Below are 15,410 nucleotides of genomic sequence, written 5' to 3' on the forward strand. Positions count from 1 at the left end.
AAGTGATTATTATTTCGTTGTTGATCTCTAATTATGTTAGAATATAAACATGTTAAAATGTTCATAAAATACGATATGTTGGAACAAAATAATTTCATTCGCAAGAGTACTACGTTATTTGATAATAAGTTAGAAGTCGAAGATACTGTACATATTGCTTTTTGTTTTGATGATAATTATGCAATGCCTGCTGGTATCGCAATGTCTTCAGTTATAATCAATAATTCAGATAAAAATTTGGTTTTTCATTTATTTGCAAATAATGTGTCTAATGAAAAAATCCAAAAATTTAATCAATTAAATCAAAAAAATACTTCAATCATCTGTTATGAAATAAGTGATGGTTTCTCAATAAATCCCGATACTTTAGTTTTACATGTTTCAGCTTCAACGTGTTTAAGGTTCATTGTACCCCAAATTCTAAATAAAGTGACATCCAGAATATTGTATTTAGATTGTGATGTATTGTGCACTAATAATCTTGACGAACTAATCAATGTTAACTTAGATGACAAGTATTCAGCTGTTGTTTGTGATATTGAAAAAATGCAAGAAAAACAATGCCCAGCTTGTGATATCCCTTACGGTGAATATTTTAATGCCGGAATGATCTATATTAATACTGATATGTGGGTAGATAATAATCTTACTGATAAAGCGTTTGCTATGATAAATAGCGGTAAAGTATATAAGTTTGCTGATCAAGATGTTTTAAATATATTAATGCAAGGTAAAACTGTTTTTCTTCCTAAAATTTATAATCAACTTACATCACTTACCGTTGGTGGTAATGAAGATAATTTGTTAAGCGAAGATACTGTTATTATTCATTATGTTACCGGCAATAAACCATGGTATCAGTTATATTTAACTCCACTTTATCAAACTTATATTGCTTCTTCACCATGGGCTAATCAAAAATTATCATTGGCTAATGAAAATGCGCCTTCAACTACAAGACGGTATGCAAAATTGTTAGCTAGTCAGAAAAAGTATTTTTCGGCGTTCAAATATTATTTACTGTATCTTAAGCACAAAGCTACTAAAAAACGATAAGGATGTTCGTCGTGATTCAAGTTGATAGATTTATTAACAAAAGAAATGAATTACTGTCACATAATTTTGACAATAACCAGTCTGTTTTGCATATTTTATTATGCTTTGATGATAATTATGCATTATCAGCAGGTGTAAATATTTTATCTATTTTTGAAAATAATCCTTTAAGACCGATTCATTTTCATTTATTTACTCATAATCTATCTGATGAAAATAGACTTAAATTTAGTGAAATAAAGTTCGATACTATATCAATAACTGAGTATATTATTAATGATCAGTTTAAAGTCGATCAAAAAAATACCGAACAATTTCCACTTTCAGCCTGTGTTCGTTTAATAGCACCAATATTATTAAAAAATACTACTGATAAATTACTTTATGTTGATAGTGATACTTTATGTATTAATAGTTTATCAGAAATTGATAGTATTGATTTAAGTGGTATTTTAGTCGCCGCGGTTGCTGACGAACCATATATGCAACAATCTCAATGTACTAAATATCATATAGTTGAAGGCTCTTATTTTAATTCTGGTGTTATGCTGATTAATATTCCTCTTTGGTGCGAAGACGAAATTACTGATAAGACATTAGAACTATTGAATAGTGGTGAAAAGTACCAATATCCAGACCAAGATGTTTTGAATATTTGTGTCGGAGAAAAACGATTAATATTGCCAAGAAAATTTAATAATTTATTAGCATTATCGGTTAATGGTAATGAAGATGCAAATGTCCCTAGCGAAACTATTTTTATTCATTATATAACGAAAAATAAACCTTGGCATGAGCCTTATCGCTCTAAATTATTTGATGCTTATTTAGAAAAATCACCATGGCAGAATGACAGTTTACCTTTGTATAATCCTAAAAAAACTTCTTCAATTCGTGCTTATTCAAAGCTAATGTTTAAGCAAAAAAAATATCTATTAGGAATAAAGCATTATCTAATTTATCTAAAAACTAAGTTTAAAAAGTAATATTAAAAAATATACGGTTAATAGATATAAGCTTATTTAGTCAATAGATTTGAAACTTAATCTATTTCTAACTAAGCTTTTTCTTTATAGTGAATATTCATGTATATATTTTTGTCTGGGTTATTGCTATAGTATAGTTTGTAATTTAGATAACTGTTTATTTATAATTTCATCTCAACTTTATGAATATTTTATTTTTTCAAACGTTAGCTTATTTCTTAAATAAATTTTCCAATATACATAGACAAATTGGGCTTATCTTCTAATTAGGTGCATTTTAAGTGATTAATGATTTTGCAGAAAATGGTTTGCTTGCGGCAGCTATAGATGGTTTTGTTGCTAGAGAACCACAAAGACATATGGCAAATAAGGTCACTGAAGCAATAAATGCAAAAAAGTCATTGGTGGTCGAAGCGGGTACTGGAACGGGTAAAACCTTTGCTTATTTAGTTCCTGCATTACGCAGTGAGAAAAAAGCAATAATCTCGACAGGCTCCAAGAATTTACAAGAACAGTTATATAGTAAAGACTTACCCATTATCAAAAAAGCTTTAAACTATACTGGTAAAATTTCACTTCTTAAAGGTCGAGCCAATTATCTCTGTTTAGAGCGCATGTATCATCAATATGCTGCTGCCGGAGATTTAGAGAAGAATTTACGAACTGATCTGGTTCGGGTTAAAAATTGGTCAATCAAAACAAAAGATGGTGACATTAGTAAATGTACAACTGTTACCGAAGATAATCCAATTTGGCCAATTTTAACTAGCACAAATGATAATTGTTTGGGTAGTGAATGTGAACATTACAACGATTGTTATGTGGTTAAAGCTCGTAAAAGAGCCATGAACGCTGATATTGTTGTTGTTAATCATCATCTATTTTTAGCTGATGTTGTTGTGAAAGATACCGGATTTGGTGAACTAATTCCTAAAGCTGATGTGATGATATTTGATGAAGCTCATCAACTTCCTGATCTTGCGTGTCACTATTTTGGTGAGCAGTTAACAAGTCGACAACTGTTCGACTTAGCGAAAGAGATAAATTTGGCTTATAGAACAGAAGTCAAAGACATGTCACAACTCCAGCAGTGTGCTGATAAACTACAAAAATGTACCCAAGATTTGAGATTGTTGATAAGCCAGCAAAATAATAAAGGAAATCTTCGTTATCTATTTAATCAAACCAATATTAAACAAGAATTATCTTATTTATTTGATGCGCTTGATTTTTGCAAAGAAGTTCTGTTATTAGCGATAGGGCGATCCACAACTTTAGATAATTGTTATGATCGAGTTAACCAATACCAGCAATTATTAAAAAAATTGTCCGAAACTCATGTACCAGGTTTTAGTTATTGGTATGAAAGTTCATATAGCTCTTTTCTCTTTGCATTAACTCCATTGTCGGTAACGGAAAAATTTGAGGAATTATTAATCCAGCGTAAAGGTGCCTGGATTTTCACATCAGCAACATTATCAGTTGATAATCAATTAGATTACTTTACCAAACGTTTAGGTTTAACTAATGCAGAATCATTAATTTTAGAAAGCCCATTTGATTATACCAATCAGACTATTTTGTGTGTACCACGTTATATACCATCACCAAATGAAAGGGGCAATGCTGAAAAACTTGTCAATATTTTATTACCGGTTATTGAGGCAAACAAAGGGCGTTGTTTTTTCCTTTGTACATCTTATGCAATGATGAATGCATTAGCTGAACATTTTCGCTTACATACCGAGTTACCGGTTTTAGTTCAAGGTGAAACAAGCAAATCAAAACTTCTTGAACAGTTTATTGAAAGTGGTAATGCACTATTAATCGCAACGAGCAGTTTTTGGGAAGGGATTGATGTTAGGGGAGATACTTTATCTTGTGTTATTATAGATAAATTACCGTTTACCTCACCAGATGATCCCTTAATGAAAGCGAGAATGGAAGATTGTCAAATGCAAGGTGGCGATGCCTTTAATGAAGTGCAATTACCTGAAGCCGTTATTACCTTAAAACAAGGTGTTGGGCGATTAATCCGTCATCATAATGATCGAGGAGCAATTATTATTTGCGATAATAGATTAGTTATGCGACCTTATGGGGCAACGTTTATAAATAGTTTACCACCATCGCCAAGAACCCGAGATGTTAACAAGGTAATCAATTTTTTATTATCTAACAACCAATCAGATAATCTGGAAACCAAATGAGTACTATTTTAGCCATTGATACTTCGACAGAAGCTTGTTCTGTAGCTCTATTTTTTCAAAATGAAATCACTCATGATTTTATGATTTCGGCACGTGATCATACTAAAAAGATCTTACCAATGGTTGATAAAATTTTAAGTCAATCAGGTTGCACGCTTTCACAACTTGATGCTATTGCTTTTGCTCAAGGTCCTGGTAGCTTTACTGGAGTAAGAATAGGTATTGGTGTAGCTCAAGGATTAGCATTAGGAATTGATAAACCGATGATAGGTGTCTCAACTTTGATGACCCTAGCGCAAGGCGCTTATAGGAAAACAGAGGCAAAGAAAGTCATACCTGCGATAGATGCTAGAATGGGCGAAGTCTATTTAGGACAATATGAGTATCAAAACCAAAATTGGCAAACAATCATTCCAGAATGTGTCGTCAAACCTGAAAATGTAATCAATAAAATTCAAAAAAGTCATAATGATTATTACTCAGCAGGTACGGGTTGGCAAACTTATCCTGAAATGTTAACAGGAACTAAGCCTAGTGAAGTATTCTTACCAGAAGCACAAGATTTGGTGGTTATCGCTCATCAAAAATGGTTAAGAAAAGAAGTTGTTAAAGTTGAAGATGTCGAACCAACTTATTTGCGAAATGAAGTTACATGGCAAAAATTGCCGGGGCGTTAAGATAAACCACCGAAATGGTTTATCTGTATTTGATGTGCAAAAGTATTTAGTCTTGAAATAATCCCAAATTAGCTTTGGCATATGCTTCAAAATCAGTACAGCCACCAATTGGTTTTTCATCAATAAAAATTTGTGGTACGGTTTCAACCGGTTTACCTACACTTTTAGAAAGATCTTCCTTGGTAATACCTTCTGCATTTATATCTACATATCGATATGAAAAATCATCACGTTCTTGAGATAACTTTTCGGCAAGCTCTTTAGCTCGCACACAATATGGACATCCTTGACGTCCAAAAATAACAGCGTACATATTTCACCTCTATGAGTTAAATTGAATAAAATTACTATACTTTAGTTTTGAATAAAAAAAAGTAGATAAATATAGTTGATATAATAGATTATATCTATTGATATTACATCCGCATAGCGTGTAAGGTATACGTTTTAATCATTTAAATGATTAATTGATTATTTTATAGCTGCTTTTATTAAAAAAAGTTGAGGAACGGGGTTTTTTAATTCTTTAAATTGATGCTAATTTGATATTACTCGCTATAATTTAAATTTCAACCATTAAATGGATGTCAAAATGCTAAAAAAAATAATAGTTATTTTTTCATTAACCTTATCAATAACAGTGTTTGCGGCACAAAAAGAGTGTGCTGTAAAACCCAATTACGATATAGTGATAAATAAAGACAACATCCAAATCGTAAATAAGTCGAATGATTTGTCGATCAAGAATGATGGCAAAGTAATACTTAATAAGAAAACAATATCAGCTAGCCCTCAATTACGTAAAAATCTCAATGAATTTCAAAAAAGTCTAAGATCACAATTACCACAACTAGAACAACAATCATTAGATTTATTATTGGAAGTAAAAGTTGCTTTCGATCTAGCAATAACAAGAAAATTAAGTGATGACCGAGAACTACATGGCGAATTAAATAAATTATATAAACGATTAGTTAAGTTGTTACATCGTTCAATTATAACTGAAAATGGAACAACAAAATTTTATTACCAAAACTTTAATAAATTAAAAAAAGATGGACAAGATATCGGTGAACGTATTTTTTATAATGTTGTGGGGGGAAGTATTTTAGAATTTAACTTCTTTAAAAACTTCGGTGCAATCAAAGATATCTCAAAAAATGAATGGAAAGCTCAAAAACCTAAACTTAAAGCATTCGATTCACATATTTGTTCGGTAATTACTGATATAGACAAACAATATCAACAGATTTTAACAGAACTTAGTCAATCAACCGATAAGTGAATAGACAATAATAAAAACTTTTGCGAGAATACCCCATTCATTGGGTAAAAGAAGTAATCGCTTATGACTGCAAAAATAATTGATGGTAAAGCGTTAGCGCAGCAAATACGTAACGAAATAGCCAAAAAGGTAAAATCACGGACTGAACAAGGTTTATCTGTTCCAGGACTAGCTGTTATACAAGTTGGTTCTGATCCCGCTTCTAAAATTTATGTTAAAAATAAGCAAAAAGCTTGTGACGATGTCGGCTTTGCTTCTTTTGCTTATGATTATCCATCTTCAACCACTGAGGCATTATTAGCGTTGATCGATGAATTAAATCAACGAGCCGATGTTCATGGCATCTTAGTTCAGCTTCCATTACCAGATAACATTGATAAGACAAAAGTGTTAGAGCGTATCGATCCTCGTAAAGATGTTGATGGTTTTCATCCTTATAATATTGGTCATTTATTACAACGCGATCCGATATTACGCCCATGCACGCCGTATGGTGTTGTTAAAATGTTAGAATCAACCGGCATTAATTTATCTGGCTTAAACGCAACAGTTGTAGGCGCATCAAGCATTGTTGGACGTCCTATGGCGTTAGAATTATTGTTATTAGGTTGTACCACAACGATTACTCATAGCAGAACTATTGATTTAGAAAAGCATGTTCGTAATGCTGATATTGTTGTTGCGGGGGTTGGAATCCCTAACTATGTTAAGGGAGAATGGATCAAACCTGGTGCTATCGTAATTGATGTTGGAATTAACCGTTTACCTGATGGCAAACTTGTTGGAGATGTAGAATTCGATATTGCTAGCCAACATGCCGGTTGGATCACACCTGTACCTGGTGGAGTAGGGCCAATGACGGTTGCAATGCTAATGAGTAATACATTAGAGGCATGTGAAAGATTTAGCGAGTAAGTCTAAGATAATAGACAGATTTGTATTATGATTTTTATGAATTAAAAAATGAAAATAAGGACATCTTATGATTATATTTCATACTTCTTTAGGTGATATTAAGATCAATACTTTTGATGATAAAGCTCCTGAAACAGTCAAAAATTTTGTTGAATATTGTAAAGAAGGTTTCTATGACAACACTATATTCCATCGAGTGATTAATAATTTTATGATTCAAGGTGGTGGATTTGAGCCAGGTATGAAACAGAAAAAAACTAAGGCTCCAATCAAAAATGAGGCTGCTAATGGTCTAAAAAATAGTCGTGGTACTTTAGCTATGGCACGTACAAGTGATCCTCATTCCGCGACGGCTCAATTCTTTATTAATGTCGTTGATAATGATTATTTAAATTATCGTTCTTCTGATATTAATGGTTTTGGTTACTGCGTATTTGCTGAAGTTGTGGATGGCATGGATGTTGTCGATAAGATCAAAGCCGTTAAAACTGGCCGTAATGGAATGCATTCTGATGTGCCAGTTGAAGATGTCGTGATTAAGAGTGTAACGGTTGAATAATCCTGTTCGCTTTTTTATCGCAGATATTCACCTCGGTGAAAACGAGCCTGCTGCACATCATTTTGATATTACAGCAGGCTTTTTGTCATTTCTTAAACAATTACCTAATGGCTGTGAACTCTATATTCTAGGGGATTTGTTTGACTATTGGGTGGGGGATGATGTTGATTCAACACTACACAAGCAGATTTCGGATGCTTTAAATGAGTTATCCTCAAAGCAAATTAAAAAGTTTTTTGTCCACGGTAATCGTGATTTTCTGATTGGTAAAGACTATGCTAAACGATGTGATATGACCTTACTAGGCGATATTAATTGTTTAGTCAATCAGGATAAAAATATTGTTTTTTTACATGGCGACCTGCTTTGTATTGATGATCATCAATACCAAAAATTCCGAAAAATCATGCATAAAAAGTGGCTACAAAAGTTATTTTTATTCTTACCATTATTTATTCGATTAAAAATTGCGGCGAAATTACGAAAAGAGAGTAGTCAGCATAATCAAATAAAATCAGAAACGATCATGGATGTAAATCCACAAGCAGTGATTGATATGATGATTGAGAATAATGCCAATATAATGGTTCATGGCCATACTCATAAACCTGCAACCCATCATCTAACCATTAATGGTGAATCAGTAACCAGAATAGTATTAGGTGCTTGGCATGATGGTGTTTCATATATAAAACAAGAAGAGAATAGTACTACATTAAAGCTTTATAGCCAGTCTTTCAAATAGTTACTTTGTAATATTTGTTCTGTCGTACCAAAGTCTATTAATTTCCCCTGTTCTAACACGGCTACATGCTGAGCAATACGTTTGACTTCATTAATATTATGGGTGACATAGATAATAGGTATGTTCAAGTCACTCACTAGTTTATTAATATAGCTTAATAACTCCTTTTTACGGGGCATATCTAAAGCGGATAAAGGTTCATCCATCAATAATAATTTGGGGTTGGTTAATAAAGCTCGACCAATGGCAACTCGCTGTTTTTCACCACCTGACAGCATCACTGGATAACGATCAAGTAGTGAACCAATATTGAGCACAGTGACAATATCATCAAATTTTTCTGTATCTAACGATTTTGCCCCATAAGTTAAATTTTTGATTACTTTATAATGGGGAAAAAGTAGCGCATCTTGAAAAACAGTACCAATTTGTCTTTTCTCTGGTGTGACAAAAATATGTTTTTCTGTATCGACTAAACTATCTTGTTTTAAATTGATATAACCATTATCAGGTTTGATTAAACCATTAATAAGGTTGATAAGTGTTGATTTTCCCGAACCAGAAACCCCTAAAACAGCAGTCACACCTTGGCAGTTAATTTCATGTTTAAATTCGAAAACAAACGAGGCAAGTTTTTTGCTTACATTGATATTTAACATTATCGCTATCCTGTTAATTTCTTTTTATGCCAACGATTTAGCATCTCTGAAACGAATAAGGCAACTAAAGATAAAATGATCGAAACAATACAAAGTCGTAATGCTCCTGACTCGCCATCTGGGGTTTGTAATAAGGTGTACATTGCTAATGGAAGGGTGCGTGTTTCTCCTTGAATGTTTGATACAAAGGTAATTGTCGCGCCAAATTCACCCAAGCAACGAGCAAAACCGAGCACGACTCCCATTAAAATTCCAGGGAAAGCTAATGGTAGTGTGACAGTCATAAAGACTCGAAATGGTTTAGCACCTAAGGTTCGAGCTACATTTTCTAAACGTGAATCTATCGATTCAATTGCTAATCGAATCGATCGAACCATAAGCGGGAACGCAACCACAGCAGAAGCTAAAGCTGCGCCTTGCCAATTGAAGCTAAAGCTTAAATGAAAATATTTATCTAACCATTCGCCAATAAAGCCATGGCGACCCATTGTTAAGAGTAGAAGATAGCCTAATACTACTGGAGGCAACACTAAAGGCAAATGGACAATGCTATCAAATAGTGATTTACCGATAAATTGACATCTTGCTAAAATCCAAGCTGTCAACACACCTATTGGAAGGCTAAAGACAATTGCTGCTCCTGCTATTTTCAAGCTTAACAGCAATGTTTGCCATTCATACTCAGTTAACATCATCTTGTTTAAATTCTATTCAGTGATAAAACCATATTTTTGGAAAATCTTTTTGGCAGTTTCAGAACTTAAATATTGATAAAATTCTTTTGCTTCAGGTTTAAGTAATGTGATCGGATATTCAATTGGCGTAAATGTCTCAGCGGGAAAGCTACCAATAATTTTCACTTTATCACTTACTTTCGCATCAGTACTGTAAACAATACCTAATGCAGCTTCATTACGCTCAACTAACATTAATGCATCACGGACATTACTTGCTGGCGCCATTTGAGGCAATAATTTATCAAATACGCCTAAATTGGTTAAAGATTCCTTAGCATAAAGCCCTGCAGGTACATGGTCAGGATCACCAACAGCTAACCTTTCTCCTTTTGGTAAAATGGCTTGCCAATCAGTATTTGCATTAATTTCTACCTTTTCTAATTTAGATTGTTTGGGAGCAATCAATACTAATCCATTCTTTAACAAATTCTGTTTATCTGTTGCAACTTTGTGTTCAATAAGATAATTCATCCACTTTTGGTCAGCAGACATAAATATATCAGCAGGTGCCCCTTGTTCAATTTGTTTGGCTAATACAGAAGATGAAGCAAATGAGAAAACAATTTCTGCATCTTTGTAAGAAGTTGCAATATCTTGCATTGCATTAGTAAGTGATGCTGCTGCAAATACCGTAATTTTTTGGGTGGCAGATGTTGTTAAACTGACGAGTAAAGTTACTATAAATAGTGATACACCAATGATTCTACGCATTTTATTCCTCACATTCGTTATGTAATAAACTATATAGCGATGCTATCAAAATTTATTAATAAAGTACAATCAAACTTTAAGCAGTACACTATTTTTATTCTTTACGAATATGGCTAAGGACATTTTTTGAAGGAAAAGAAAAAAACGTCTACAATAGATTTACTTTTTTATTGAAAGTAGCTTGTTTATTCAATTAAGGCATAAAGTAATGCTGTCACCAGAAATATTATTAACTTTAAACATAAATCAGCAATTATTTACTGATCCCAGACGAATTGCCTTATTAAAAGCAATTGAACTAACTGGCTCACTAACCCAAGCGGCTAAGAAAGTCGGTATTAGCTATAAAACTGCTTGGGATGCGATAAACGAAATCAATCAGTTATCACCAAAACCTTTTTTAATAACAGCAACGGGTGGTAAAAATGGCGGAGGCACAAAACTTAGCGCTTATGCGGTAAGGTTTATTCAGCTTTATGATCTCTTAACTCAACTCCAATATAATGCTTTTAATATTCTAAATGACGACAATATTCCTCTTGATGATATATTAAAAATAACTGCTAAATTATCATTACAGACTAGCGCCCGTAATCAAATCTATGGCAATGTTTCGAGCATTGAAACTAACAATATAGCTGGGTTTGTAAAAGTAAAATTAAGTGATAACCAAACTGAATTAAAAGCTTATATAACTCAACAAAGTATTGCGCGTTTAAAATTGAATATTGATAAAACTGTTCTTTTATTGATTAAAGCACCTTTGATTGAATTGAATGATTTAAATGAAAATCAATTAAGAGTTAAAGTTGAAAAAATAGTAAGCGATGGTCAATTATCTGAGATCTCATTTTCATTACCTTCCGGTCTGATGCTTTATGCTAATAAATCAACCAGTGAAATTAATCATCTAAAATTAACCGAAGGCCAAAAAACTACCATATCCATCCATCCCCAGAACATTATTGTTGCCACATTAGTCTAGCAGTTTGAGGTGTTTATGTTACAAATTGAAAATGCAGTATATAAAATAAGTGATTTCAACGTTTTTAAAATTGAATCATTGACTATCAATAGTGGTGACATTGTCGCTTTTGTAGGTCGAAATGGCTCGGGCAAGTCGGTATTGGCTAAAGCATTAGCTGGTAATCAACCGTTATTGTCGGGTAAAGTTATCAATCAATTTAAATCAATAGCGCATATCTCATTTGAGCAACTTCAAAAAATAATAGATGATGAATGGAAACGCAATAATACCGATATGCTTAGTGACAACGAAGATGATACTGGATTAACGACAGCAGAAATTATTCAAGAAGTTAATCAAGATGCCGAACTTTGCGAACATTTAGCCCGACAATTTGGTATTGAACATCTGTTAGATCGTCGCTTTAAATATCTCTCAACCGGTGAAACACGCAAAACATTGATATGTCGCACATTAATGAGCCGACCGGAACTGCTAATTTTAGATGAACCGTTTGATGGTTTAGATGTTGCATCTCGAGCAAACCTAGCTGAAAAACTTAAACAACTCTCTGAAAAAAATATTACGATTGTAATGGTGTTGAATCGTTTTAATGAAATCCCAATATTTGTAAAAAATATTGGAATACTTGCTAACTGCAAGCTATTGAAATTTGGATCCAAAGACACCATATTAAATGACGTAGCCATTAAGCAACTTGCGAATTTAGAACAGCTATCAAACTTTACTTTACCCGAACCGGATGAAACACCCATTCAACTACCCGATACATTAGACCGCATTATATTAAATAATGGTCATGTTCAATATGATGGAAAGGCAATTATTAATGGACTTAGTTGGTTGGTAAAAGCGAATGAAAATTGGCAGATCATTGGTCCAAATGGCGCAGGTAAATCGACATTATTAAGTCTAATAACTGGCGATCATCCTCAGGGTTATAGTAATGATTTGACGCTATTTGGGCGAAAACGAGGGTCTGGCGAAACAATATGGGATATTAAACGTCATATTGGTTATGTCAGTAGTAGTTTTCATCTTGACTATCGAGTTAGCTTGAGTGTGGAAAATGTATTGGTATCGGGGTACTTTGATTCAATTGGGGTCTACCAAGCGATTAGTGATAAACAAGCAAAGTTAGTTAAGCAATGGTTACAATTACTAGATTTGACTGATTTAGCCGATAAACCCTTTCAATCATTATCTTGGGGACAACAGCGATTAGTATTGATAGCGAGAGCTTTAGTGAAACATCCAACATTACTTATCTTAGATGAACCGCTACAAGGACTGGATCATCTAAATAGAGAACTAGTAAAAAATTGGATTGATAATTTAATCGATAAAGGTCGTACGCAATTATTGTTTGTTTCACATCATGCAGAAGATGCACCAAAATGCATCACTCATCGATTAACTTTTGTGCCAAATGATACTGTTGGCTATCAATATAAAATTGAGCGTATCAAATAATGGATTAGTTATAGACTATTAAAATAAGACTTAAAAATAGAAATAATCAATAAAAAAACTTTTTTTTAGTGGCGTTTTTTTAAGCTAAAAATTCAAAAAAGTCTATATTGATTATACTTAGCAAGTTATCCCCGTTGCCTGTGGATAAGTCTGTGAATAGTTAATTGAAAAGTGTGCTAACTTCAATGTCTATCAGGTTTTTATTTAATTTGATTACAACTTAGCCATGATTTTAATAATTATTATTAATCATAACGTTAAGATAAATCAAGGTATAGTTTTAATAATGTCTTAACAAACTTTTAACTTAACTGAACAAAAAATATAACATTTTTAAAGGTCAAGTGTTTTTGGGGATAATTTTTATTAATAGGTGAAATTTTAGGTTGCGATGTAATGAGAAAATTTAAATTATGTTCTGATTTTAAACCAGCAGGTGATCAGCCGGTAGCAATTGATCGTATAAATCAAAATCTTGATGATGGAATTGCGCATCAAACATTATTAGGAGTAACAGGATCTGGTAAAACTTTTACCATGGCTAATGTTATTGCAAAGCATAATCGCCCAACAATTATTTTAGCGCCTAATAAGACTTTGGCTGCTCAACTATATGGTGAAATGAAAGCGTTCTTTCCGGATAATGCGGTGGAATATTTCGTCTCTTATTATGATTATTATCAGCCAGAATCTTATGTTCCTTCTACAGACACATTTATAGAGAAAGATGCATCGATTAACGAGCACATTGAACAAATGAGACTATCGGCAACCAAATCATTATTAGAACGCCGTGATGTTGTTATTGTTGCTTCGGTATCGGCTATTTATGGTTTAGGTGCACCTGAAACTTACATGTCAATGATATTACATTTGGCAAGAGGGACGATCACTGACCAACGCGCAGTATTAACGCGCTTAGCAGAATTACAATATACACGTAATGAAATTGGCTTTAGTCGCGGTACTTTTCGTGTTCGTGGCGATGTGATTGATATATTTCCAGCTGATTCAGATGAACATGCAGTGCGTGTTGAGCTTTTTGATGATGAAGTTGAAAGAATAGTCATATTTGATCCATTAACAGGTAATGCAATTAATGAAGTACCACGTATTACTATTTATCCAAAAACACACTATGTCACACCAAGAAACATCATGGATGACGCGATTGTTGAAATTAAGCAAGAGCTTCAAGAACGCCAAAGAGTATTGTTGGACAATAATCGTCTACTAGAAGAGCAACGATTAACTCAACGCACACTATTTGATATTGAGATGATGACAGAGCTTGGTTATTGTTCTGGGATAGAAAACTATTCTCGTTATTTAGCAGGACGAAATGCAGGCGATCCGCCAGCAACATTATTTGATTATTTACCTGCTGATGGCTTATTGTTTATTGATGAATCGCATGTAGCAATCCCACAATTGGGTGCAATGTATAATGGTGATAGATCGCGAAAACTTAATCTGGTTGAATACGGTTTTCGATTACCTTCGGCTTTAGATAATAGACCATTAAAATTTACAGAGTTTGAAAATATCATGCCACAAACGATTTATGTTTCGGCAACACCTGCTAAATATGAAATTGAAAAATCAGCAGGTGAAATCATCGAACAAGTGGTAAGACCTACAGGATTATTAGATCCAATCATCGAAGTTAGGCCTGTGGCTACTCAAGTTGATGATCTTTTGTCTGAAATTAAATTACGCATAAACCAAGACGAACGCGTTCTTGTGACCACATTGACTAAGCGAATGGCTGAGAATTTGACAGACTATTTATCAGAACATAATGTCAATGTTAAATATTTGCATTCTGATATCAACACTGTTGAACGAATGGAAATTATTCGCGACTTGCGTTTAGGTAAGATTGATGTATTAGTTGGTATTAACTTACTTCGAGAAGGATTAGATATCCCAGAAGTATCATTAGTCGCAATTTTAGATGCTGACCGAGAAGGATTTCTACGTTCAGAAAGCTCATTAATTCAGACCGTGGGACGCGCAGCTCGAAATGTTAATGGTAAAGCAATATTATATGCTGATAAAATTACGCCAGCAATGCAACTCACTATTGATGAAACTGCAAGGCGTCGTAAAAAACAGGAAGATTTCAATCATGAACATGGTATTACACCAAAATCAGTGCGTAAAGAAATCAAAGATATCTTAGATGCAGGTTTAAGCACTAAAAAATCAACGGCTAAAATTCAAGCATTTGAACAAGGTGGTCAGTATAATTATGTTTCAATAAAAGAAGTTCAGGCAAGAGTTAAAGAACTTGAAGCCATGATGTACGAAGCTGCTCAGAATCTTGAATTTGAAAAAGCAGGTGTATTACGTGATGAGATTAAAAAATTGCGTTCGGATTTTATAAAGGTATCTTAATAAATAGTC

Annotated in this window: 15 protein-coding genes; 11 read left to right on the forward strand and 4 right to left on the reverse strand. The window is 33.3% G+C overall.

The window, feature by feature from the left end; genetic code table 11:
- The first annotated feature begins 33 nt into the window (after positions 1-33).
- The 4 genes from J3T98_RS00340 to tsaB all read left to right on the forward strand — a co-directional run bounded on the left by J3T98_RS00340 (position 34) and on the right by tsaB (position 4,929).
- The gene (locus tag J3T98_RS00340) at positions 34-1,056 is read left to right on the forward strand and encodes a glycosyltransferase family 8 protein (protein ID WP_267361848.1); all 1,023 of its coding nucleotides are present in this window, start codon (positions 34-36) and stop codon (positions 1,054-1,056) included.
- 11 nt (positions 1,057-1,067) lie between these two features.
- Positions 1,068-2,042, forward strand: a complete 975-nt coding sequence (locus J3T98_RS00345) for a glycosyltransferase family 8 protein (protein ID WP_267361849.1) — start codon at positions 1,068-1,070, stop codon at positions 2,040-2,042.
- Between the two features lie 281 nt (positions 2,043-2,323).
- Positions 2,324-4,252 carry an ATP-dependent DNA helicase gene (locus J3T98_RS00350; RefSeq protein ID WP_267361850.1) on the forward strand — a complete coding sequence of 643 codons (1,929 nt, stop codon included), beginning with the start codon at positions 2,324-2,326 and terminating at the stop codon, positions 4,250-4,252.
- The gene (tsaB, locus tag J3T98_RS00355) at positions 4,249-4,929 is read left to right on the forward strand and encodes a tRNA (adenosine(37)-N6)-threonylcarbamoyltransferase complex dimerization subunit type 1 TsaB (protein ID WP_267361851.1); all 681 of its coding nucleotides are present in this window, start codon (positions 4,249-4,251) and stop codon (positions 4,927-4,929) included. The genes J3T98_RS00350 and tsaB overlap by 4 nt, the downstream gene beginning before the upstream one ends.
- A 46-nt stretch (positions 4,930-4,975) precedes the next feature.
- On the opposite strand, the gene J3T98_RS00360 is transcribed toward tsaB, so the two are convergent.
- Positions 4,976-5,242, reverse strand: a complete 267-nt coding sequence (locus tag J3T98_RS00360) for a GrxA family glutaredoxin (protein ID WP_065562576.1) — start codon at positions 5,240-5,242, stop codon at positions 4,976-4,978.
- A gap of 279 nt (positions 5,243-5,521) precedes the next feature.
- Between J3T98_RS00360 and J3T98_RS00365 the strand changes: the two genes are divergently transcribed.
- From J3T98_RS00365 to J3T98_RS00380, 4 genes are all read left to right on the forward strand, one after another.
- Positions 5,522-6,214: a DUF2884 family protein gene (locus J3T98_RS00365; RefSeq protein WP_065734601.1), complete on the forward strand. Its 693-nt coding sequence runs from the start codon at positions 5,522-5,524 to the stop codon at positions 6,212-6,214.
- A gap of 63 nt (positions 6,215-6,277) precedes the next feature.
- Positions 6,278-7,129 carry a bifunctional methylenetetrahydrofolate dehydrogenase/methenyltetrahydrofolate cyclohydrolase FolD gene (folD, locus tag J3T98_RS00370; RefSeq protein WP_065562574.1) on the forward strand — a complete coding sequence of 284 codons (852 nt, stop codon included), beginning with the start codon at positions 6,278-6,280 and terminating at the stop codon, positions 7,127-7,129.
- Positions 7,130-7,196: 67 nt separating this feature from the next.
- On the forward strand, positions 7,197-7,688 hold the full coding sequence (gene ppiB, locus J3T98_RS00375) for a peptidylprolyl isomerase B (protein WP_065562573.1): 492 nt from the start codon (positions 7,197-7,199) through the stop codon (positions 7,686-7,688).
- Positions 7,681-8,433, forward strand: a complete 753-nt coding sequence (locus tag J3T98_RS00380; RefSeq protein ID WP_267357019.1) for a UDP-2,3-diacylglucosamine diphosphatase — start codon at positions 7,681-7,683, stop codon at positions 8,431-8,433. The genes ppiB and J3T98_RS00380 overlap by 8 nt, the downstream gene beginning before the upstream one ends.
- Here J3T98_RS00380 and modC read toward each other — a convergent pair.
- From modC to modA, 3 genes are read right to left on the reverse strand one after another with little or no spacing between them, the layout of a single operon-like run.
- On the reverse strand, positions 8,412-9,092 hold the full coding sequence (gene modC / locus J3T98_RS00385) for a molybdenum ABC transporter ATP-binding protein (RefSeq protein WP_267361852.1): 681 nt from the start codon (positions 9,090-9,092) through the stop codon (positions 8,412-8,414). The two genes, J3T98_RS00380 and modC, sit on opposite strands and share 22 nt — an antisense overlap.
- Positions 9,093-9,097: 5 nt before the next feature.
- Complete coding sequence (modB, locus tag J3T98_RS00390) at positions 9,098-9,787, reverse strand: molybdate ABC transporter permease subunit (RefSeq protein ID WP_065562570.1); 690 nt, start codon at positions 9,785-9,787, stop codon at positions 9,098-9,100.
- Between the two features lie 12 nt (positions 9,788-9,799).
- On the reverse strand, positions 9,800-10,540 hold the full coding sequence (gene modA, locus J3T98_RS00395) for a molybdate ABC transporter substrate-binding protein (protein ID WP_218058406.1): 741 nt from the start codon (positions 10,538-10,540) through the stop codon (positions 9,800-9,802).
- Between the two features lie 208 nt (positions 10,541-10,748).
- Here modA and J3T98_RS00400 point away from each other — a divergent pair, with 208 nt between their 5' ends.
- From J3T98_RS00400 to uvrB, 3 genes are all read left to right on the forward strand, one after another.
- Positions 10,749-11,525, forward strand: a complete 777-nt coding sequence (locus J3T98_RS00400; protein WP_267361853.1) for a TOBE domain-containing protein — start codon at positions 10,749-10,751, stop codon at positions 11,523-11,525.
- 9 nt (positions 11,526-11,534) lie between these two features.
- On the forward strand, positions 11,535-13,001 hold the full coding sequence (modF, locus tag J3T98_RS00405; protein WP_416380598.1) for a molybdate ABC transporter ATP-binding protein ModF: 1,467 nt from the start codon (positions 11,535-11,537) through the stop codon (positions 12,999-13,001).
- A gap of 396 nt (positions 13,002-13,397) precedes the next feature.
- Positions 13,398-15,401, forward strand: coding sequence for an excinuclease ABC subunit UvrB (uvrB, locus tag J3T98_RS00410; RefSeq protein ID WP_267361855.1), 2,004 nt, complete (start codon positions 13,398-13,400; stop codon positions 15,399-15,401).
- The last annotated feature ends 9 nt before the right edge of the window (positions 15,402-15,410 follow it).

Origin of the sequence: Gilliamella sp. B2772, assembly GCF_026536985.1 — a bacterium.
Classification (GTDB): domain Bacteria; phylum Pseudomonadota; class Gammaproteobacteria; order Enterobacterales; family Orbaceae; genus Gilliamella; species Gilliamella apicola_E.

What these genes read in the sequence shown, in the direction of transcription:
- J3T98_RS00365 (WP_065734601.1), top strand. Translation starts at nt 5,522, where the DNA reads ATGCTAAAAAAAATAATAGTTATTTTTTCATTAACCTTATCAATAACA.
- modC (WP_267361852.1), bottom strand. Translation starts at nt 9,092, where the DNA reads ATGTTAAATATCAATGTAAGCAAAAAACTTGCCTCGTTTGTTTTCGAA.
- folD (WP_065562574.1), top strand. Translation starts at nt 6,278, where the DNA reads ATGACTGCAAAAATAATTGATGGTAAAGCGTTAGCGCAGCAAATACGT.
- J3T98_RS00360 (WP_065562576.1), bottom strand. Translation starts at nt 5,242, where the DNA reads ATGTACGCTGTTATTTTTGGACGTCAAGGATGTCCATATTGTGTGCGA.
- tsaB (WP_267361851.1), top strand. Translation starts at nt 4,249, where the DNA reads ATGAGTACTATTTTAGCCATTGATACTTCGACAGAAGCTTGTTCTGTA.
- J3T98_RS00400 (WP_267361853.1), top strand. Translation starts at nt 10,749, where the DNA reads ATGCTGTCACCAGAAATATTATTAACTTTAAACATAAATCAGCAATTA.
- J3T98_RS00340 (WP_267361848.1), top strand. Translation starts at nt 34, where the DNA reads ATGTTAGAATATAAACATGTTAAAATGTTCATAAAATACGATATGTTG.
- ppiB (WP_065562573.1), top strand. Translation starts at nt 7,197, where the DNA reads ATGATTATATTTCATACTTCTTTAGGTGATATTAAGATCAATACTTTT.
- modB (WP_065562570.1), bottom strand. Translation starts at nt 9,787, where the DNA reads ATGATGTTAACTGAGTATGAATGGCAAACATTGCTGTTAAGCTTGAAA.
- modA (WP_218058406.1), bottom strand. Translation starts at nt 10,540, where the DNA reads ATGCGTAGAATCATTGGTGTATCACTATTTATAGTAACTTTACTCGTC.
- uvrB (WP_267361855.1), top strand. Translation starts at nt 13,398, where the DNA reads ATGAGAAAATTTAAATTATGTTCTGATTTTAAACCAGCAGGTGATCAG.